At 41.9% G+C, this 20,219-nt stretch carries 18 protein-coding genes; 4 read left to right on the top strand and 14 right to left on the bottom strand.

The genetic code is table 11. From position 1 onward, the window contains the following. Positions 1-2 precede the first annotated feature (2 nt). From mraZ to C727_RS0104340, 3 genes are all read right to left on the bottom strand, one after another. The gene (gene mraZ / locus C727_RS0104350; protein WP_026052555.1) at positions 3-461 is read right to left on the bottom strand and encodes a division/cell wall cluster transcriptional repressor MraZ; all 459 of its coding nucleotides are present in this window, start codon (positions 459-461) and stop codon (positions 3-5) included. Positions 462-884: 423 nt separating this feature from the next. Continuing rightward, a complete protein-coding gene (gene gmhB / locus C727_RS0104345; protein WP_017444402.1) occupies positions 885-1,412 on the bottom strand; it encodes a D-glycero-beta-D-manno-heptose 1,7-bisphosphate 7-phosphatase in 528 nt (175 codons plus the stop codon). Next, positions 1,405-2,457 carry a glycosyltransferase family 9 protein gene (locus tag C727_RS0104340; RefSeq protein ID WP_017444401.1) on the bottom strand — a complete coding sequence of 351 codons (1,053 nt, stop codon included), beginning with the start codon at positions 2,455-2,457 and terminating at the stop codon, positions 1,405-1,407. Before C727_RS0104340 ends, gmhB begins: the two co-directional genes overlap by 8 nt. An 84-nt stretch (positions 2,458-2,541) precedes the next feature. On the opposite strand from C727_RS0104340, the gene C727_RS0104335 reads away from it, so the two are divergent. Further along, on the top strand, positions 2,542-3,267 hold the full coding sequence (locus C727_RS0104335) for a 3-deoxy-D-manno-octulosonic acid kinase (protein ID WP_017444400.1): 726 nt from the start codon (positions 2,542-2,544) through the stop codon (positions 3,265-3,267). On the opposite strand, the gene C727_RS17950 is transcribed toward C727_RS0104335, so the two are convergent. The 8 genes from C727_RS17950 to C727_RS0104295 form a co-directional block, all read right to left on the bottom strand. Further along, on the bottom strand, positions 3,238-4,503 hold the full coding sequence (locus tag C727_RS17950) for a 3-deoxy-D-manno-octulosonic acid transferase (RefSeq protein WP_017444399.1): 1,266 nt from the start codon (positions 4,501-4,503) through the stop codon (positions 3,238-3,240). The two genes, C727_RS0104335 and C727_RS17950, sit on opposite strands and share 30 nt — an antisense overlap. A 1-nt stretch (position 4,504) precedes the next feature. Continuing rightward, a complete protein-coding gene (gene hldE, locus C727_RS0104325) occupies positions 4,505-5,947 on the bottom strand; it encodes a bifunctional D-glycero-beta-D-manno-heptose-7-phosphate kinase/D-glycero-beta-D-manno-heptose 1-phosphate adenylyltransferase HldE (RefSeq protein WP_017444398.1) in 1,443 nt (480 codons plus the stop codon). Positions 5,948-5,950: 3 nt separating this feature from the next. After that, on the bottom strand, positions 5,951-6,532 hold the full coding sequence (locus tag C727_RS0104320; RefSeq protein WP_017444397.1) for a D-sedoheptulose 7-phosphate isomerase: 582 nt from the start codon (positions 6,530-6,532) through the stop codon (positions 5,951-5,953). 70 nt (positions 6,533-6,602) lie between these two features. Then, positions 6,603-7,496 (bottom strand): DUF6492 family protein, encoded by an 894-nt coding sequence (locus C727_RS0104315; protein ID WP_017444396.1) that lies wholly within the window; start codon positions 7,494-7,496, stop codon positions 6,603-6,605. A 2-nt stretch (positions 7,497-7,498) separates the two neighbouring features. Then, positions 7,499-8,260 (bottom strand): glycosyltransferase family 2 protein, encoded by a 762-nt coding sequence (locus C727_RS0104310; RefSeq protein WP_017444395.1) that lies wholly within the window; start codon positions 8,258-8,260, stop codon positions 7,499-7,501. A 9-nt stretch (positions 8,261-8,269) separates the two neighbouring features. After that, complete coding sequence (locus C727_RS0104305; RefSeq protein WP_017444394.1) at positions 8,270-9,253, bottom strand: glycosyltransferase family 4 protein; 984 nt, start codon at positions 9,251-9,253, stop codon at positions 8,270-8,272. Further along, on the bottom strand, positions 9,250-10,020 hold the full coding sequence (locus tag C727_RS0104300) for a glycosyltransferase family 2 protein (RefSeq protein WP_017444393.1): 771 nt from the start codon (positions 10,018-10,020) through the stop codon (positions 9,250-9,252). The genes C727_RS0104305 and C727_RS0104300 overlap by 4 nt, the downstream gene beginning before the upstream one ends. 80 nt (positions 10,021-10,100) lie before the next feature. Then, positions 10,101-11,162 (bottom strand): glycosyltransferase family 4 protein, encoded by a 1,062-nt coding sequence (locus C727_RS0104295; RefSeq protein ID WP_017444392.1) that lies wholly within the window; start codon positions 11,160-11,162, stop codon positions 10,101-10,103. A 116-nt stretch (positions 11,163-11,278) separates the two neighbouring features. Here C727_RS0104295 and C727_RS0104290 point away from each other — a divergent pair, with 116 nt between their 5' ends. Next, positions 11,279-12,313 carry a glycosyltransferase family 4 protein gene (locus C727_RS0104290; protein WP_017444391.1) on the top strand — a complete coding sequence of 345 codons (1,035 nt, stop codon included), beginning with the start codon at positions 11,279-11,281 and terminating at the stop codon, positions 12,311-12,313. Here the strand turns inward: C727_RS0104290 and C727_RS0104285 are convergent. Both C727_RS0104285 and C727_RS0104280 read right to left on the bottom strand, forming a co-directional pair. Next, positions 12,291-13,100: a hypothetical protein gene (locus C727_RS0104285; RefSeq protein WP_017444390.1), complete on the bottom strand. Its 810-nt coding sequence runs from the start codon at positions 13,098-13,100 to the stop codon at positions 12,291-12,293. The genes C727_RS0104290 and C727_RS0104285 overlap by 23 nt on opposite strands. A 44-nt stretch (positions 13,101-13,144) precedes the next feature. After that, a complete protein-coding gene (locus C727_RS0104280; protein ID WP_017444389.1) occupies positions 13,145-13,984 on the bottom strand; it encodes an ATP-grasp fold amidoligase family protein in 840 nt (279 codons plus the stop codon). Between the two features lie 110 nt (positions 13,985-14,094). Between C727_RS0104280 and waaA the strand changes: the two genes are divergently transcribed. Beyond that, positions 14,095-15,438 carry a lipid IV(A) 3-deoxy-D-manno-octulosonic acid transferase gene (gene waaA / locus C727_RS0104275; RefSeq protein WP_017444388.1) on the top strand — a complete coding sequence of 448 codons (1,344 nt, stop codon included), beginning with the start codon at positions 14,095-14,097 and terminating at the stop codon, positions 15,436-15,438. A gap of 68 nt (positions 15,439-15,506) precedes the next feature. Next, on the top strand, positions 15,507-17,516 hold the full coding sequence (gene rep, locus C727_RS0104270) for a DNA helicase Rep (protein ID WP_017444387.1): 2,010 nt from the start codon (positions 15,507-15,509) through the stop codon (positions 17,514-17,516). On the opposite strand, the gene C727_RS0104265 is transcribed toward rep, so the two are convergent. Continuing rightward, positions 17,483-20,041 carry a diguanylate cyclase domain-containing protein gene (locus tag C727_RS0104265; protein WP_017444386.1) on the bottom strand — a complete coding sequence of 853 codons (2,559 nt, stop codon included), beginning with the start codon at positions 20,039-20,041 and terminating at the stop codon, positions 17,483-17,485. The genes rep and C727_RS0104265 overlap by 34 nt on opposite strands. Between the last annotated feature and the right edge of the window lie 178 nt (positions 20,042-20,219).

Here is a 20,219-nt window from a genome sequence, read left to right as displayed (position 1 = left end):
TTTTATAAGCTAAAGTCTTGCAAACGCTCTGTCACTTCAAAGGTTTGCGACTCAATAATTTCGGCATCCCGCTGCATTTGTTCATGCCATGCGTTCTGATCCCAAATTTCAAATTTGTTCAACTGACCAACTAACATCACTTGTTTGTTTAAACCCGCATGCTCTCGTAAATGGCTAGGGATTAAAAAACGTCCATTTTTGTCAATCTCACAATCTGCGGCATTCCCTAAAATACGGCGTTTAAACATTTTTTCACTCGGGATCATGTCTGATAGACGCTTCAAGCTTTTCTCAACTGACTCCCACTCACTCATTGGGTACAATAACAAACAGGGATTTTGCAAATCGATTGTGCATACAACTTCACTGGAACCATCTTCAGACAATGGGGCACGGTAGCGCGTCGGCACTGAAATCCGCCCTTTTACATCCATTGATATGCTGCTGGAACCTCTGAACATGTTAATTTATGGTGAAATTTCACCACCCCTAGTTTGAATTTGGGAAATCATTACCATTTTAATCCACTTTTTCCCACTTTATACCACATTTGTACAGTTTGTGAGTGGACAAAGTTTTTGTCAAGGCAAAATTCACCAGCAAAGTGCGCGTTATTTCTCGAAAAAATAAGCCGTGAGAACAAGTCTATGATTAGTGTCTAATTTGTTGGCAAAAATGCTGGGGAACTTAGATAGATCGAATTGATTGCGGTTAATAGCTAACTATTATATAAAAACCTAATTGATAACTATTTTTATTTGCATTTATAGAAAATACTGTTATGCTTAGTTCCGAGTTAATAAATACCCACTTATTAACTTTCTCCGTGGCTTTAGGCGGTGTTCTTAGGTGTTGCTCATTGCACCTAAGACACTTGCCCTTTTTTACAACTTAATTTGCTCGAGCTTTTGAATAACTTGAGTCGCCGCATCACTGTTTTGATCGTATTGACTACTCAGTAAAATTCGTCGCTGAATACCCGCCCTTTTGGCCGCAAGCATATCTGAGTGTTTATCGCCTAACATAATGGAGTCAGGCAAAGCGACTTCATGTTGCCGAGCTGCTTCAAGCAATAGACCAGGTTCTGGTTTGCGACAGCTGCACTTTATGTCGTATGGAGGCTCCCCCTTTTCACTATGATGGGGGCAGAAATAAAATTGAGTGATATGTGCACCGCGTTGTTTGAACTCGTATTTCATCCATTGGTGTAGCTGATGCATTTGCTGCACGCTGTACAAACCTCTGGCAATGCCCGATTGATTAGTAATAACAAAAATCTGCCATCCTTCTCTCGTGGCTTGTTGGCACAATTCAAAAACCCCTTCAACAAATTTACAGTCTTTGATTTGGTACAAATACCCTGTATCTTGGTTGATAATGCCGTCTCGATCTAAAAAAAGCGCTTTACGCATGGTTTAGCCTCTGCTCGACAATCAATTTATCAAACACCTCTATCACATCAGACACCTCTATCATTTGCATTAAATCTTCACCTTTCGCCCGAGTCCCCCATTTTAATTGTTTTGCATCCTTTTTATATTGTTGCTTAACCGCTTGTTCATAAACGCTGACGACATAATGCAAAGAATTGTATGGCCCAGTGCGTGCTGGATTGCTGTGTGCGTATAAACCAATAACAGGTGTTTGCTGCGTGGTTGCCATATGTGCTGGCCCTGTGTCTGGCGCGAGCACTACATCGGCTGCTTCTATTAACGCCAATAACTGTGTTAGATTTGATTGTCCAGTCAGGTTTATCACTGGTTGTTTGGCTGCCGCTTGGATCTCTTTTGATAGTTCTTTTTCAGTGACACTCGGGCCCCCCGTTAAGATCACCTGAAAACCCTTTGCCACCGCATAATCGGCTACCTGAGCGTAACCAGTAACCGTCCAGTTACGTTCAGCTTTACTGGCGGCTGCCGCTATCAATAGCGTATGTTGGCCTTCTTTTATATAGTTTGCGACCCAGTTCCGGTCTTTTTCGGCTACCTCAAAAGTCCAGCGAGGCGGCAATGCCTCAACACCAATAGCACGCGCAAATGCCGCAAACCCCTCAAGCACATGAGGGCGTTCTGGCATTTGGCAATGTTCTGTGACGACCAATGAATGCAGCTCTTTGCTTAGATTTTTTGCAAAACCAATTTTTCGTTTTGCTCGAATACATAACGCGGCAAGATTGGCGCGCAGCGCAACTTGCATATGTAATAAAACATCAAATTTTTGCGGGAGCTGATGGCGAAGTTGTTTGTAGGCAGCTAAACCTTGTTTTTTATCAAAAATAACAAATTTGATGCCAGGAATGCTTTTCAACAACGCATATTCAACTTTTCCGACAACCCAGGTGATCTCCGCTTGGGGGTAACATTGTTGAATAGCTTGAACGCTTGCCAGGGCATGGCAAACGTCGCCGATTGCCGAGAGTCGCAAGATGCAAATTGATTGAATATCTGAATGTTTCATTTGTTTTCCAAAGCTTATCGTCTGTTTGGATCTCGCTAAAGACTCGTTTATACTTTTGCTTAAACAGAACTCGAGCCTAAAATTTTGCCACAACTAACGCCAATCACAAACACTCAATCTTTGATCTTACCGAAAAACAATATAGCTGCGGTCGATAACGACTGGTTTAACGCTGAGTATTGGCGGCAAAAAAATCAGATCACAGGTGAGTCGTACGGCCGCAACACCACTTATTTTTTTAGCTTTAACAAACAAGAATATGTGCTCAGACATTATTTTCGTGGGGGCATGGTTGGCCGCATTCTGCAAGATGCTTATTTTTTTACAGGGTATAAAAATACCCGCGTTTGGCGCGAGTTTGCATTATTAGAACATATGGAAAAAGCTGCCTTACCGGTTCCCAAACCAATAGCCGCTAGGGTCCAGCGACGCCTTTGGTATTATACCGCAGACATCATAATAACCAGGATTGATGGTGCTAATGATCTCTTGCATTGCTTAAAAAAAATGCCGTTAAATGAACAACAATGGCAGCAAATTGGAAAAACAATCGCTCTTTTTCATCAACATGGTATTTATCATGCCGATCTGAATATCCATAATATAATGTTAGATGCTAACGACAAAGTTTGGCTTATTGACTTTGACAGAGGCCGAAAGCGCTCTATCAAAGCGAGTTGGCAGCAAGCAAACTTGAACCGTTTGCAACAATCCTTTTATAAAGAAAAACGTAAACATCCTGGACTACATTGGCAGCCAAGTGATTGGCAGAAACTATTATCAGCTTATATGTCGGCGCAACAGCACTAATTGTTTGCTCAATACTTGATTATTTTTATTAACAACTGCGGGCCCCGCCTCTGACGCTTGCTGATAAGCCTCACCGTCTTGCCACCATAACATAAGCGCTGACAGCAGTTGCTCGCTGGTTTGTACGGTTTTAAGTCCCCCTGCTTTTTTTAATTCATTGGCCGATGCCAAACAGTTCGTTTGAGAGGGCCCCATGATCACAGGCAACCCCAACCCGGCAGGCTCAAGTGGATTATGTCCGCCTCGTTCAATTAAACTACCGCCTACAAAAGCAATATTAGCAAGCCCATAAAAAGATTTTAGTTCGCCTAATGTATCTAGCAGCCAAACCGCCTCTCCTGCCGTTGGTTGCTGATGCAAACTGCGCTGCACAACCGATAATCCAGCTGCTTGTGTCTGTTGTAAACATAAAGAAAACCGTTCAAGATGCCGTGGCGCTAAAATTAATAGTGCATTTGGTATTTGCGCTCGTAATTGTTGCTGCGTTGACAAAATAATATCCAACTCTTCAGGATGAACACTCCCCGCTATCCATACTGGTTGGGGCCATGGATACTTATGCTCAACGCCAACAGGTAACTCAGGTGCTTTTGTTGGCTGTACAAACTTAAGGTTGCCCAACAATTCAGTAGCTGGATTAAAACAATGATAGCGGCGCGTACTGGCTTTATCTTGCCCATAAATAGCGGTAAATCTTTGCAATGCGGGTTTAAATAAAGCAGCCAATCGTGCGTATTTTCTCGCCGATTTTTTGCTCAACCTAGCGTTGAGTAAAATTAAAGGCCGCTCATTTTTTGCTAATGCAGCAAGCCAATTTGGCCAAATCTCTACTTCACTAAACAAAGACACTCTGGGTTTTAAACAGATCACAAATAAATGGCTCGTAAAAAAGCCATCAAGCGGAGCCATTAGTTGGCTCACTTGGTCACCAAATAAATCGTGAACTCGCTGGGCACCAGCTGGCGTTGAATTGGTGACTAATAACGGCGATTCAGGATAAGCTTTTAGCAATTCTGGCAGCAAAGCCGACAAGGCGTTTACTTCACCAAGTGAGGCACAATGCACATGAATACAGCGGCCTCTCAGATGTTTGATAATGCCGGGGGAGTACAGCGAAAAACGTTGGAATAACGCGTTAAAATATGCCGGGTTTTTACTCCCCCGATAGACAAAATAAAATAAAATGCCAGGAAAACACAAAAGCCATAAAAAGCTATACAGAAGCCGCCAAAACATCTTAGTTTGGGCTTTTTATACGCTTGATAATGGCCGAAGTTGAGCAACCATCAACAAAGTCTATTAATTGCACTTCGCCACCATCGGCTAACACTTCGCGCGCGCCGACGGTTGTTTCTATCGTGTAATCACCACCTTTAACCAGCACATCAGGTTTTATTGCTTTTATCAATTCCAATGGTGTATCGTCTTCCGGTGTACCAAACGGAATCACCCAATCAACCGCTTTTAACGCTGTCATCACGGCTGCTCTTTGCGCCAAAGGATTAACCGGACGATCTGGACCTTTCAGCCGAGCAATGCTGTCGTCTGTGTTGAGCCCTAAAACGAGTCGATCCCCTAATGAACGCGCTTTTTCAAGATAGCTGACATGACCCGCATGCAAAATATCAAAACAGCCATTCGTAAATACAATACGCTCGCCAGCCTGTTTGGCAAAAGCTATATGGGCTAAAACATCATCAAACGGACATTGATAATGTTGCCCTTGACTCAATAATTGGCTATTCACTTTATGTGCTAATTCTTCCGGCTTGACGGTGGCGGCACCGAGCTTAGCAACAACAAGACCTGCTGCTAAATTAGCATACAACGCAGCATCAGCCAATGGGAGCCCTAAGGCGGTCATAATTGCCAAGGTGGCAATCACTGTATCACCAGCACCGGTAACATCACTAACTTCACGGACCTCAGCCGGCATATCTACTTTTTCGGTCGCACTGATAGCCGACATACCTTTTTCGCTGCGCGTTAACAGTATTGACCGAATGTCATTGTCAACCAGCATTTGTCGAGCACTCTGCTCTATCTCAGCTTCACTGCCGTTAATACCGCCAGCTAAACAGAATTCTTGCATATTTGGGGTAATAATGTCGGCACCGCGGTATAAACTTAAATCTGACTGCTTAGGATCGACCAAAACTAACTTGCCAGCCGCTTTTGCCACTTGAATCATCTCACGAATGTATTTTAATGATCCTTTGTTATAGTCTGAAAAAACAACCACATCATAATTTGCCAATACGCTCGCCAGTTTGGCTTTTAGCGCGATGGCAACTTGGTCACTAAAAGTTTCTTCAAAATCCAGACGCACCACTTGTTGATGCCGGCTGATGACTCTTAATTTAGTAATAGTGGGTTGCTCAGATTGGCTAATCAATTCAGAAAGAATATTTTCACGCTGTAAAATCTGTTCAAGTAACTGGCCATTTTCATCAGCGCCTATAATGCCGAACAAACCCACTTGACCGTCTAAATGGGCAATATTACGCGCGACATTGGCCGCACCGCCGAGCTTATCTTGAGTTTGATTTATTTTAACCACAGGCACTGGAGCTTCGGGCGAGATCCTTTGCGAATCACCAACCATATACCTGTCTAACATCACATCGCCGATGACTAATATTTTTGCCTCTTTCAGGCGTGAAAATACCGATAAATCCAAATTTTACTCCGCGTAGATAAGATCAAAAGCTTCGCACAACCAATGGCCCATAAATAAATGAGCTTCTTGAATACGTGCAGTTTCAGGGTGATTGATAATAATAGACATTTGTGCGATGTCTTTAACCTTTCCACCGTCCCTGCCAGTAAAAGCGATAGACGTTGCCCCTAACTCATTCGCCGCTTGTAAAGCTAGGTTAATATTGGGACTTTGTCCCGAAGTCGACAAACCAATCACCACATCTTTATCACAACATAAAGCTTCAACTTGACGGGCAAACACGGTATCGAAGCCGTAGTCATTAGCATGTGCGGTTAAAATCGAGGTATCTGTTGTTAATGCGATTGCTGCTAATGCTTTGCGATCTTTTTTAAAGCGCACAACAAACTCAGCCGCTAAGTGCTGGCTGTCTGCGGCACTGCCGCCATTGCCGCAAAAAACAATTTTGCCACCGTTTTTGATGGCACTATGGCATACGTCGACCAGTTTAAGTAACTTGTCTTGATGCGTCTGCAGGGTTTTAAACAGTTCAATATGACTGTTTAGGTTATCTGCATAGCTTTGGCTCAATGAATTTGCTTGCATATACTCTCACTATTAGTGTTTGGCTTAAGCGTAGCAGGAAAATTACTTTATATTGCTCCCAATTGCCAAGTTATTTTTTGATATAAGGTGCCACGGTTTGCCAAACCTCGGCCGGTTCTAACATTGATTTACTGCCGACCACACAAAATAAGCCAGTTTGATCTTTAGCAAAAGTTTTTGCTGGCTGCCAACTTTCAAAAGGGTGGGCATCATGGACCAGCAGTTGTTGTGGCCGCTCCCTGTTGCCACAACAAATGTGGTAATTGTGCAATAAGTCGCTTTTTAAAGCAGACAAATAGTATAACGAATACTCTGTCCATTTAAGCTGTAAAAAACGTGACAAACGCCAATTGTTAGGGTTTTTGGGGTTGTGTAAGCGACATAAATAGTCAGCCCAGTGTTTTTTCCCGCCAATATGCTGCATCGCATTTTTACTTAATTCAGTCGCTAATATAGCCGGTGTGACCGACATTCCTATTTCTGGATCACCAAGCTTTGTTGATACTTTTAAAATACGAGCAGACGATCGCCACCACTTCGGGTGCAGAGCCCTTTTTTCGTATTGTATTATCGCTTTATTATTGATAATTAGTTGCGATTCTTTTATCGGCCGCAAGCAAATAACATCGGCGTCAAAAGTAAGGTAAAAACCATCTGGTAAATAATTAGCCGCAGCTAATTTTACCAACTGCTGTTTGCGCCACCCCCGAATATGGCGATGTTTTTTTAGTTCAGGCACTAAGGTTTCTTCACTTTCAACACGGATCGGGAACCTTTCACTCCAAGGCTGGATGCGCTTTCGAACCACTTCAACCTCATCTGGCGGTGTTACGATTAAAAAGCAATTAAAGAACCCTGAGGGGGTAAATTCTGATAAAGACTTTAATAATATTTCTGTGCGTCCTAAATCATCAACATCATAACTACCACGAACCGACAGCGGCAAAACAGCGCCCAAACTCATACCTATCTCCTTTTAGTTTTTTCTGCTTGATACAGTTTTGCTTCTTTTAAAAATGCATACATGGCAGAGATCATGGCGTGAACAAAACCGCGAACGCCCGATAAGAACATTTTACGGATAAGGTACTCTTTTAAAAACATAACAGGAAAAACACCAAAAAGTTTTAACAAAGATGCTTTTTTACCTTTTTTATACTTTTCTTTCGCTGATAGACTCGAATACTTATTTTGTTTTGCCATCAGATTTCCCACATCGGCATAACCATGATGGATAATACAGCCATTAATTTGTGCAACTTTGCCTTCTACAATCACGTTTTCGTGCACCAAGCGATCTTGGGGGTAACGCACTTTATGCCGATTAAACACCCGCACAATGGAACGTTTATGAGACTTTTTGTGCATAGGTTGCTGCATAAAAATGTCTTCAAAGTTCACTCGGATGGCATCACAGCAATCACTGGCAACAAGTTGCATTATTTCCTTATTTACATTTTCAGGAACAATTTCATCCCCATCCAGGTTAAAAACCCAATCATTTCTACATTGTTTCATCGCAAAAGACTTTTGCGCCGAAAACCCCAACCAGCTTTGTTTAATCACACGAGCACCCAGTGATTCAGCAATCTCGACTGTGTTATCGGTCGAACCAGAATCAACCACGATAATTTCATCGGCAATCGCTTGCACTGATTGAATCGCTTCAGCAATGGTTGCTGATTCGTTGAGAGTGATAAAATAAACACTGATGGGTTTTACAGTCACGGTAAATCCTTAGCTAAATGGTAATAACTCAGTTAAACCGCCGCGGCTGGCTGGTTTTCTGGTGTTGAGTTGCTCACCGGCCAACACCTTTTCGTAACAGGTTTGATACCCTTGTGCCATTGTTTGGGCACTGAATCGATCTTTAACAGAATAATGGCAGGCTCTGCGATCAAACTTATTTAAATCAGCTAACCCTTCGGCTAACACTTTGCTTTTATCAGATAACAAACCGGTCGACGGATCTTCAATAAGCTCGGGCAATGAGCCATATGGTGTCGCAAAAACAGGGCATCCTAAATATAAACTTTCGATATATGCAAGGCCGAAAGGTTCATGCCAGCGAACCGGTAATAAAAGCGCCGCAGAATTAGCAATTAATTGATTTTTTTTCTCACCGCCAACCATACCTTTAAAACGAACATTCGGTGCCAAACAATGATACGCGTTTCGACCAAAATTAAATCTATGACCACCCAAAACATATAGTTTTTTTGAAGCTTGTCGACTAATCGAAATAGCACCTTGAATATTTTTAGTTGCGGTTTTCGCTTTCCCAAGAAAGTGAATGTATTTTTTTGCTGAATCTAAGTTAGGTTCACCATATAGCGACCAATCCAGGCCGTTGTAGACATAACAATTGGCACCGTTGAGCTGGGCGTGTTTTTTAGATAAAAAAATTGTATTGATGTCATACTCGCAGGCTTGCTGCGAATTAAAATGTTCGGTGACAACATAAGGTTTATCAATTGGCTCATCGGGTGCTTTATGAAAGTGTACGATATCCGGCCAATCTCCAATTAACGGGTTCAGTGGTTGCCCTTTAATGGCTTTAATTGTGCCGACTGGCACTTCGGGGGCATCTCCCCACAAAAACCTTACTTGATGTCCTTGTGCCTTTTGCGCCTGAGCTAATGACCAGACTACACGCTGAGTGCCGCCATACTTACGCGGAGGTAGAGATACTCTGGTGACTAAAACATGCAGTATTTTCATTTTTTTTCAGCCATGGTTAAAGCAGCCAGCGCCGCATATTTATGAAACCCATATTGGGCTAAGATCATGGCCATAAAAAAACCTCGTTTACCATCTAAAAAACCAGCTCGGAAAAAATATTGCTGAATAAAATCGGTAAAAAAGCGCAGCACTGCAAAACTTAAAGAGCTACGTTTACCTTTTGCATATTTTTCTTCTGCTAACAAAGCCGCATATTTAAGATGTTTCTCCTGAGCATGTTGATAACTGCGCCAGCTATAATGGAATACAGGAGACTTGAGTACCGCAACTTTTTCGTTAGGCAACTGCAAAGTTTCATGGACTTGAGAGTTTTTGAATTGTGCATCAACTTTATAAAAAAGTTTGCCTTGCGGGCTGGCATAACGACCTCGTTTTACGAGCCCTCCAAACAAATAGGTATGCCAAGGGATCTTTACAAAATTAATATCTAAGTCTGGTTTTGCTAACAGGGCATCAATTTCATCTTTCGCGCCTTGCGATAAGCGTTCATCTGCATCAATGTTAAGCACCCAATCATGCTTGCAATATCCTAAAGCTCGGTTACGTTGTGGGCCATACCCCGGCCAATCAGTTTGATACACATGATCAGCGTAACGCTGGGCAATTTCAACCGTACTATCCTGACTGCCAGAGTCTAAAACTATCAGTTGGTCAACCCAGCCAGCCAAAGACTGCAAACAAGCTTCAATTCGGTCAGCTTCGTTGCAAGCAATTACAAAACAAGATATTGGGGGGCGTTGAGTCATGATTTGGCAAATTAAAAAAATAATGACTAGGATAACAGAAATTACCTTAAGCTGTCACAGTGTTGTCAATATTTTCAGCTTTAGCTCAGCGTTTGATAAACCTCGATCAATTGTTTGGCTTCCTGTTCTACCCTAAAATGAGTCACAACCTGCTGTTGCGCACAAGCAGCTATTTCTGCCCCCTTCGATGGGTCACCTAAGATTTGTTCTAATTTCATATTCAATTCAGTTTGAGTTCGCTCTGCCAATAAAAAACCATTTTCGCCATCGCGAATAATTTCCGGCCAAGCCCCAGCCCGGTTGGCAATTACAACGCAGCCACAAGCCATTGCTTCAGGCACTGTTAGACCAAAACCTTCATTTTTACTTAGCGCGGTGACTATATCGCATGCTTGCATCAGCTGTTGTGCACGGCTGAAACTTTGCTCAGCTAAAATATGCACGCGCTGATCTAACCCCGCTTGCTGTAATTGAATCTTGAATTCAGCCACCAGCTCTGAATCATCAATCGCGCCACACACAATGGCTTGCGCGGTTGCAAACTTTGGTAAAACGTCAAGACAGGCTTGCAAAAACATATCTGTGCCTTTTTGCTTACGCACGCGCCCAAAAATGCCAATTAAAGGGCCTTTTGCAAACCCTAGTTCTAACGCCAGCTGTTGTTTATCCGCTGGTGGATAATAGACCTTAGTATTTATCCCGTGTGGGATAATGGCCATTGGTGCTATGGTTAAGTAGTTTGCAGCCGCTTGACAAGTGGAAATAACCCCGTCCATACGAAGCATCAGTTGTTTGGTAAACCTGGAGTGATGGCGCTGCGCGGTTGATGTAAAAAGAATTTTTATGCCATTTTGTGTTAACTTTTTAAGCAGCAAGGCTTGAATCATTTCATCATTGCGACGAGCATGAAAAACAACAGGTTGCTGATTTTTACCAGCTCGACGGATCAATTTTATCGCTTGCCAAAAACTAATTGCCAGCTCTTTTTTGGGCAAATGATGGCCGCCTAATACTCGCACTGGGATTAGATGCTGATGAACTTCCAGCACTTGTAACATGGTCGAGGTTACGCCGGAAAATCGGCGATTTGAATTTCCTAAAATCACCAATGGCAACTTGGTTTGACGATTATTATGCGGCATTTAAACAATGTTTAGACAATATGATAGCAACCTAGTGTAAACATAAATATTTACATTTTAATGTCATATTAAGGAGGTAAACTTTTTATATTTAAGGCTTTGTTAAACACTCACCGATGACTGTACCTTTACACATAGTCCATATCATATTTTCGCGCGGTTTTGCCGGTTCAGAACGCTCAACCGCAGAGTCTTGTAATCAACAAATAAAAAATCATCAGGTAACTCTAATCATTCGAAAAGGCCACCGAAAAAACCAACGCTCAATTGTTGATCGTTTAGACAAACGGGTTAAGTTAATTGAAGTTCATCATCAATGGTTTACCGGTCGGAGGCTGAAACAACTTTTTAGTCAATTAAAACCGGACGTGATTCATTGCCACCTTCGCCGTGCAACCCGTTTAGTGGCAAACCTGCAACCGAATGCAGCAACTTTGTCTACACTGCACATTAGTGCCAATGGCAGGGGGTTTAAAAAGATGGATGGTCTGGTCTGTAACGCTCGCTGGCAGGTGAACGAAATAACCCCTTGGTTTAAAGGTCTCATTCACAAAGCTAATAACTCACTCACCCCACATGCCCAAATAAGTGCACAAAAAAGACAAACGTTACGGTCAGGGCTTGGTGTTGACGATCAAGACATTTTACTTGCGGCCGTTGGTCGTTACCACAATAGTAAAGGTTGGGATACACTGATTAATGCGCTGCAAATAAGGCCTGAGTATCATCAATTGAAAGTGCGTTTTTTTGGCAACGGTGGCGATGAGCGGCAACTTAGAGAGCTTGCACAAAACGACCCCCGCATTCAGTTTGTCGGCTTTCGTGATGATATAAAAGATTTATATCAATGTTTTGATTTATTAGTGTGTCCTAGCCGCTTTGAGCCCTTACCCAGAGTCATATTAGAAGCTATGGATGCAGGAACGCCTGTTATTGCTTCTGATATTGGTGGCTGCAAAGAATTAATCGATGATTATGGCGGTGCTTTGTTTAAAGTAAACGACGAAGCGGATCTCGCTAATCGAATAGACGAATTTTTACTAAACCAACCTGAGCGCCATCAGCCCGATCTGAGTGCTCACTATGTTGAAAATGCCAATTTAGCCATGTTGGACTTTTACCAACAGCTTATTCACGCCAAAGGTCTTTAACCCACTGAGTTGGCAAAATGTAGTATTTTAAATGTTTCCATAAACTTTCGTGGCGCTTGCCGATTATGCCGTTGCGGATATACTGTAATGGCGGCAGATGATCGCCATACTTCTTGTGGTGAACCCCATTGATAGCATCTTGCGGACCCAATCCTCCTGGAAAAATGACTATTTTTGCGTTTTCATGAAGTTTTGATTGCAAAAAATAGTTCAATGGAAACGGCCGTCTACAATGACGCCTAAAATGCCTGACCCAAACTTTCGGCCATAACTTCACACCACCTGGGGCATTTCGGGTAACGTATCTTTGTTCAAAAGTATATTGCTCGATTAAAGCTTTTGGATCTTTTTCAAACTGTTGCAGCAAAGGATAAAGCTTACCGACTGGCGCTCGGTAAACTGAGGTTTGACCCAACCTTTCAAATGGATTGGTCGGGTTTGGCGCTAAAATAACATCGTCTGGATCGCCATATTCAAAAAATGCATCTAGATTGCTGGTGATGACCAAATCTAAATCCATAAATAAAAAGGGTCCAGTTAAATCGCCAAGTTGTTGGTTCCAAAGTCGACTTTTAGGCCAGATCCCTTTACGGGTTTTCGGTATTTCACAGTTTATTGGCGGTAAGTCAAAACACTCGATTTCTTCGCGCATGCCTGCTGCGTCATCGCAAAAACATACAAACCGAAAAGGGGGGGTTATATTACGCGCAACCATTGCATACAAACGGTTTACATAGCTTGGCCCGTATTTGTCTCCCCAATGGATACAAACTATTTGTTTTTTCATAACTTCCTCTTGTTACCGTTTTATTTTAGCCAACGAGCGCGCGATTAGAGTTGGTTCGTAGGCTCAGGCCATAATTGCCCCCACTCACAGTCATATTTTTTTGGGCTAAATTTGCGAAAACCTGAACCATGAGCAAAGGTCAACTCACCAAAATAGATATGTCCATTGATGTTATATAAATCGACCCTGACATAATCAAAATCGGCCGCTAACGATTTTGCCAATTCAACCATCAGAGGATAATTTTTTATTTCGCCGAGCGATCTCTGATAAATTTTTTTTCCTAATCCAATATCCGTTAATTGCCGCTGATGGTCATACATGCTTCGTTTATGCTGGCTGCCTCTGTCGTAATCAACTTGCAAGTAATACTCGGTTTTTTCCGATGCATTAAAAATGTGAAATTTATAGTCGTTCGGTAAGTTGCCAGCATTATCTAATAAACAGGCTTCAACGATGATTTTGGGCTGAATTTCAGAGTACCAGTGTTCGTTCCGTTTTTTTCCAGCGTCCCGGGATAGATGTTTTTCAAGTTTTTTAAACAGTTGATCTGTATTAACCTTTCCGCGACGGCAAACAAAGACCCCACCCGAATCATGGGTGGTTTTGATCACAAAGCGCTCGCCATATGCGTTTAAATTGAGCTGCTCAGGTTTATCAACCACATCAAGCAACGGGATGAGATGCTGTTCTCCAATTTTATTGGTAACATATTCACGTACGCGATATTTATCCGCACAAAGACTATATAAGGGATTGTTATAGGCATAAAACTTTCGGTGTTGAATTTTTTCATTAAAAGTTTTTGGTTGCTCTATATTTGGCCAATACCCTAATTTTTTATAAAAACGTATCTTTGTTTTAAATAATGACCAATTAAACATCTAAACCACTCACGACTACTTGTTAGCTTCAAAAATACGTCATCTTTATTTCATCTCAATGACACGCCAAAAGAGCAAGATATAAGTCATTAAGCTGAGGGAATCGCCGAATGATGCACTTTATCTATAGCCAACTCATGCGTATCTTATTGCCGCTGATGTTATTGCGTTTATTAAAAAAAGCTAAACTAAACCCAGATTATAAAAAACGCTGGTGTGAGCGCTTATGCAAAAGCCAGAAAAAATTAAACGCTAAAAAAGGGGGTTTTGTGGTTCATGTTGCTTCCCTAGGAGAAGCCATTGCCGCCAACGCTATTATTAAAGCCCTGCTAGAAAAATATCCGCACGAAGCCATTACAGTCACCTGCACAACACCAACGGGTTCGGCGCAGATAATCAAAAGTTTTGCCTCAAGTGTTCATCATTGCTATTTACCATTTGATTTACCTTGGTTGCAAAATCGCTTTATAAAACATCTGCAACCCAAAGTATTAATTCTGATGGAAACCGAACTTTGGCCTAACCTCATCAATGCTGCTAAAAAGAACCATTGCAGAATTTTTGTCATGAACGCTAGAATGTCAGAACGCTCAGCAAAAGGTTATAAAAAACTAGCCCAGCTGACCAATTCAATGATGAAAAAACTGGATGTGGTTGCCGCTCAAGATTCAACTGATGGGAAGCGATTTGCCGAATTAGGTTGCCGGGCGCACCGAATAAAAGTCACAGGTAACTTAAAGTTTGATACTCACCTTTCAGCCGTACAAAAAAGTCAAATTACTTCGTTTGGCGAACAACTAAAATTAAAACGTCCAGTATGGTTAGCTGCGAGTACACATCCAGGCGAAGATGAAATTATCTTGCAAGCGCATCAGTATTTATTAAAGCAGCAGCCTGACTTATTATTAATCCTAGTGCCGCGCCACCCTGAGCGGTTTTTGCCTGTCTATCAAATTGCCAAAAAAACGTTTAACAGCCAACAAAAAAGTCAATTGACAGGGCCGCTAGCAAGCACAGTGCAAGTATTGGTGGGTGATACGCTGGGTGAAATGCACTTATATAATAGCCTAGCCGACATTGTATTTATCGGTGGCAGTTTAGTCGAACGAGGCGGACATAATCCTTTTGAAGCGGCTTGCCAATACAAAGCCATTATTCATGGCCCCTATACGTTTAACTTTGCCACCAGCTACCATTATTTAACTGAGCAAAATGCCAGCTTGTTAGTCACTGAAAGCAGTTTAGCAAATAACGTCGCTCAGCTATTGCAAGATACACAAGCCCGACTGAGATTAGCAACCGCCGCAAAATCCTCTCAGCAGAAAATGCAAGGTGCGACAGAAAGAACTTTACAATTAATAGACAATCAGTACCGGATTGCAAAACGTATGCAAAAACAACCAGCACACCAGCAAACAATTAACTTAACTCGCTTATTGCGAATACGCAGTTAAACTTTTGCGCTAGCGGCAGTAAAAGCATACAATTTGCGCCCGTTTTATTGTTTTTACCGGTCGTGAATATGAAACTTAACCCCGCCCAATCTGCAGCTGTCAGCTACATTAAAGGACCCTGTTTGGTGCTTGCTGGAGCCGGTAGTGGTAAAACCAGAGTGATTACCAATAAAATCGCTTATCTGATTGAGCACTGTGGTTATACGGCAAAACAGATTGCTGCAGTCACTTTTACGAATAAAGCGGCCCGCGAAATGAAAGAGCGGATTAATCAAACGCTACCAAACGGTAAAGGCAAAGGACTTATGGTATCCACTTTCCATACCCTTGGCCTAAATATAATAAAAAAAGAAACCCGAACGTTGGGCATCAAGGCCGCCTTTAGCTTGTTTGATGATCAGGATACCCTAGCACTTTTAAAAGCCCTGAGTGAAAAAGTATATGATGGCGACAAAGATAAACTGCGCGCACTGCAAAATAAAATATCACAGTGGAAAAACGACTTAATATTGCCACCACAAGCGCTAAATCAAGTAACTGACGACGAAAGCAAACTACAAGCTGAATTTTATCACGCCTACCATAAACAAATGACGGCATATAATGCATTTGATTTTGATGATTTAATTTTGGTGCCTACCCTCTTATTAAAGCGCTCAGAGGAAGTTCGTGAACGTTGGCAACGCAAAATACGCTATTTACTGGTTGATGAATATCAAGATACCAATACCAGCCAATACCTATTGGTTAAATATTTGGTGGGCTCACGCGCGTTATTCACTGTCGTTGGTGATGATGACCAGTCAATTTATAGTTGGCGCGGTGCTAAACCACAAAACTTAATGTTATTGCAAAAAGATTTTCCTAACTTGCGATTAATTAAGCTAGAGCAAAATTATCGGTCGATGCAACGCATTTTGAATGCTGCCAATATTTTAATTGCCAATAACCCACACGTTTTTGAAAAAACCCTCTTTAGTGAAATGGGTTATGGTGACCCGATTAAAGTTCTGTTTGCCCGCGATGAAGAAAACGAAGCAGAAAAGGTCGTTTCTGAGTTAATTGCGCATAAGTATATGAAACGCAGTCACTATAAAGATTATGCCATTCTTTACCGTGGTAACCATCAAGCCAGAGTGTTTGAAAAAGTACTGATGAATAATAGGATCCCATACAAAATCAGTGGCGGAACTTCCTTTTTTGCGCGCGCTGAAATCAAAGATTTAATGGCCTATTTACGTTTATTAGTGAATCCTGACGACGACAACGCTTTTTTGCGTATTATCAATGTGCCTAAACGAGAAATTGGCCCTGCAACATTAGAAAAATTGGGCATGCTGGCAAACAAATATCATATTAGTTTATTTGCTGCGGCATTTGAAAACGAATTAGAACTCAGCTTAAGCGGTAAACGCTTAGAAAACTTGCAACAGTTTTGCCGTTGGATGGTGGAGTTGGATGACAGGGCGCAACGCGGCGATGCGACCAGCGCAGTTCGGGATTTGATCAAAGGTATCCGCTATGAGAGCTATTTACACGAAAGTGCTCCAAGTGGCAAAGCGGCTGAAATGCGAATGAAAAACGTCAGCCAATTGTTTACCTGGATCAGTGAAATGCTTGAAGGTAATTCTGATGAAGCACCGTTAACCTTAAAAGAAGCGGTAAATCGACTCACGCTACGAGATATAATGGAGCGAGGGGAAGAAGAGAGTGAAGCCGACCAAGTTCAATTAATGACGTTACACGCATCCAAAGGATTAGAGTTTCCCTATGTCTTTTTAGTGGGCGCTGAAGAAGGCCTGCTACCCCATCAGTCCAGTATTGATGAGGGCAATGTTGACGAAGAACGCCGTTTGGCTTACGTGGGTGTAACGCGTGCGCAAAAAGAGCTATTTTTTACCTTGGCTAAAGAGCGCCGACAATTTGGTGAAATAATAAAACCAGAACCCAGCCGGTTTTTATACGAAATGCCACAAGACGATATCCAGTGGGAACAAAATAAACCTAAAACGAGCCAAGCAGAACGCCAACAAAAAGGCCAGGCTCACATTGCAAACTTACGCGATTTACTCAAATGACGGTTTTTTTTTGAGTCAGATCGCAAACTTCTCGGAGTCTCCCCCGTTAAAAATTGACCTTGGCAATATTCAATACCGAGTTTGGCTGCATTGGCCGCAAGCTCGGTATGTTCGACCTCAACCGCAACCAACTGTATATCCAAACGCTTTGCAATGGCTACTGATTCTATAATGCTCGTTCGTAAATCTGTATCTTTCTCTGCTTTTTTGAGTAACTGAGCCGGTAATCTAAGCACATCTAATTGTTGACTAAACAGCAACTGGAAGCTGCCGCCTGACGTTAAAAAATTATCTAATGCAACCTGAACGCCATAATGACGCAGCTTGCGAAGTGCCGGTAAAAATGCCGCAATATTTTGAATAACATCCATTTCATCAAATACCAGGATTAGCTTTTTATTGACCGCCGTGGACAGGGTTAACAAACTTTGTAAGTTCACCATAGATTGATTATCTAACAGGGTAACAGAGGTCAAATTGACCGATAATTGGTTGATATCTGTTGGTAAACTCTTCCCGCTAAGCGCTTCTATTGCATCTTCTAACATAACAAACTCAAGTTGCTGTAATAAACCTCTATCCTCGGCTAAGTGAAAAAAGTTGTTAGGGGCCACAACCCCTTTGTCAGGGTGGTACCATCTGGCCTGAGCTTCAACAGAACAAACACCATTATTTTCAAGTTGCACTATCGGCTGATAAAGATAGCGAATGTCACCTTGTTTAATGACTCTCCGCAGATCGTATTCTTGCGTTAATTGTTCGATGAGCTGAAGGTGCATCTGTTTATCAAATACAACGTATCGCCCCCGCCCTAATTTTTTCGCTTGATAAACAGCGGTATCTGCATCTCTTAATACATCTGCCGGTTTTTGATATCCGTGTTCTGAGCTCGTGATGCCAATACTGCAGCTGGCATAGATTGCTCGCCCTTCAATTTGATAACACTGGTTTAAACGATCAATTAACTGCATTGCAAGCTGCTTAGCTTGCTCAACCGTTGGACAGCTATTTAACAACACCACAAATTCATCACCGCCTAAACGAGCGAGCACATCTTCTTCGTGAACAAACTCAGTGATGCGACGACTCGCCTCTAATAAAAAGCTATCTCCTACCTGGCTACCAAAAGAGTCATTGATCAGTTTAAATTTATCCAAATCGATAAATATCACCGTAAAGGCACTATCTTCATTCATACTGCAGGACGCTACTGCATGTAATAGTTTACGGTTAAACAGCTGACGGTTTGGTAGCCCAGTGAGTAAATCATGGTTCGCATCATAGTACAGCTGCTCTTGAATTCTCTTGTGTTCAACAATTTGCTGTTTTAACTCATGATCTGCCGATGAATCGCTTTGGCTCTTGAGATAATATTCGAATTGATTAACTGATTGTTGAGCTTGCCATTGTTTTAATATCAACCGAAGCTGGAAACATAGATAACTAAATACTTCATAATCGTCAGTTGATAAGCTCTGTTCTTCGTCTTCGGCCTGCATCACCAACAAAACACTTTGCTCAGAGTTATTTAACAATACAGCACTAGCAAGCGTGAAGTTTTTTAAAGACTGCATAGCCTCAGGTATCAGCTGTAACTTAATTAGATCATTCAGCTCTTTTTGCTCTAGTACTCTAGGTTGAGGTTCCATTGCCAGATATTGGTTTAGCGACCTCTGCGTGGCTAACGAACGAATTGACTTGCACCTTAGCTCACTTAAGATTTGCCACTCATCTGAACTTTTATCACATTGAACTATATAATGCGGCAAGCTAAATTGTTGCTGAATCAAGTCACTTAAACATGAGTACATGTTCTCGGACTGGTCCGCCAAATCATATTTTTCGTAGACAGAAAATACGGCTTGATTGATGTTAACGAATTTGCTTTTACAGCGCTTTTCGGTTTCTATTTTTTCTCTGAGTTCGCGCATAGCAGTTGCTCGGCTGCCGATTTCTCTCGCCATTTGCGCATGGTAAGTCACTCGGTCGATCGCATGAATAATATGTTCTGAAATAAGTTCAAGCACCAGTTTATCCTGCTCTGAAAAAAGCACATCAGACTGATAACTTGCAAGTGCGATCACACCAGGGTCACCGTTTTCTCGAGTAATATAAACGCCTAACCAGCTGTTTGCAGGCTGCCCCAATTCGATAATCTCGCCTTGCTCAACCAGATTTTGATAATCTTGATACGAACACAACAGCGAAGATTTTTGCCGTAACAAATATCCAGTTAACCCCATCTCTAATACACTGTCTGGCAGATTTGGTTTTTTCAGTGGTTCATTTTGGGTAGCATAATAAGGAATTTCTAAACGTTGAGTTAAGTGATTCCGGAACACGATAAATAAATTCGGAGCTTTTACTAAACGCGCAATAATTTCATGCAGTTGTAAATAAAAATAGTCTAATTCGTTGCTCGTTGCAGCTAAACCAGCAAGTTCACGGATAACCGAATGCACGGTCACTGCTTGTTTTTTTAGTCCTAACAATTTTTTTAAGTGGCGCAATTTATATGACTGCATCGTCTCGAACTCGTTTATCGCCTTCGCTTTGGTTAGTATATTTTGCTGCTATTATTTTTGCTCAAATATCACTATAGCAGATAGCTAGGATATGCGCGTATTTGTGAGAGAGTTTTATTTTTTAAACATAGAATAGGCCGCGTTTAGTGTTGAGGTAACAAGGGTACGCGGCCGATAA

The sequence above is a fragment of the Gayadomonas joobiniege G7 genome (assembly GCF_000300815.1).
GTDB classification, from domain to species: domain Bacteria; phylum Pseudomonadota; class Gammaproteobacteria; order Enterobacterales; family Alteromonadaceae; genus Catenovulum; species Catenovulum joobiniege.
Note: the sequence above shows the minus strand (reverse complement) of the source record. Positions and strands in the feature narration are given on the sequence as shown.

Excerpts from the sequence above, each read along its gene's own strand:
- C727_RS0104265 (WP_017444386.1), bottom strand. The coding sequence starts at position 20,041 with ATGCAGTCATATAAATTGCGCCACTTAAAAAAATTGTTAGGACTAAAA.
- C727_RS0104280 (WP_017444389.1), bottom strand. The coding sequence starts at position 13,984 with ATGTTTAATTGGTCATTATTTAAAACAAAGATACGTTTTTATAAAAAA.
- C727_RS0104315 (WP_017444396.1), bottom strand. The coding sequence starts at position 7,496 with ATGAGTTTGGGCGCTGTTTTGCCGCTGTCGGTTCGTGGTAGTTATGAT.
- C727_RS0104285 (WP_017444390.1), bottom strand. The coding sequence starts at position 13,100 with ATGAAAAAACAAATAGTTTGTATCCATTGGGGAGACAAATACGGGCCA.
- C727_RS0104305 (WP_017444394.1), bottom strand. The coding sequence starts at position 9,253 with ATGAAAATACTGCATGTTTTAGTCACCAGAGTATCTCTACCTCCGCGT.
- C727_RS0104300 (WP_017444393.1), bottom strand. The coding sequence starts at position 10,020 with ATGACTCAACGCCCCCCAATATCTTGTTTTGTAATTGCTTGCAACGAA.
- C727_RS0104295 (WP_017444392.1), bottom strand. The coding sequence starts at position 11,162 with ATGCCGCATAATAATCGTCAAACCAAGTTGCCATTGGTGATTTTAGGA.
- mraZ (WP_026052555.1), bottom strand. The coding sequence starts at position 461 with ATGTTCAGAGGTTCCAGCAGCATATCAATGGATGTAAAAGGGCGGATT.
- rep (WP_017444387.1), top strand. The coding sequence starts at position 15,507 with ATGAAACTTAACCCCGCCCAATCTGCAGCTGTCAGCTACATTAAAGGA.
- C727_RS0104290 (WP_017444391.1), top strand. The coding sequence starts at position 11,279 with ATGACTGTACCTTTACACATAGTCCATATCATATTTTCGCGCGGTTTT.
- C727_RS0104340 (WP_017444401.1), bottom strand. The coding sequence starts at position 2,457 with ATGAAACATTCAGATATTCAATCAATTTGCATCTTGCGACTCTCGGCA.
- gmhB (WP_017444402.1), bottom strand. The coding sequence starts at position 1,412 with ATGCGTAAAGCGCTTTTTTTAGATCGAGACGGCATTATCAACCAAGAT.
- C727_RS0104320 (WP_017444397.1), bottom strand. The coding sequence starts at position 6,532 with ATGCAAGCAAATTCATTGAGCCAAAGCTATGCAGATAACCTAAACAGT.
- waaA (WP_017444388.1), top strand. The coding sequence starts at position 14,095 with ATGATGCACTTTATCTATAGCCAACTCATGCGTATCTTATTGCCGCTG.
- C727_RS17950 (WP_017444399.1), bottom strand. The coding sequence starts at position 4,503 with ATGTTTTGGCGGCTTCTGTATAGCTTTTTATGGCTTTTGTGTTTTCCT.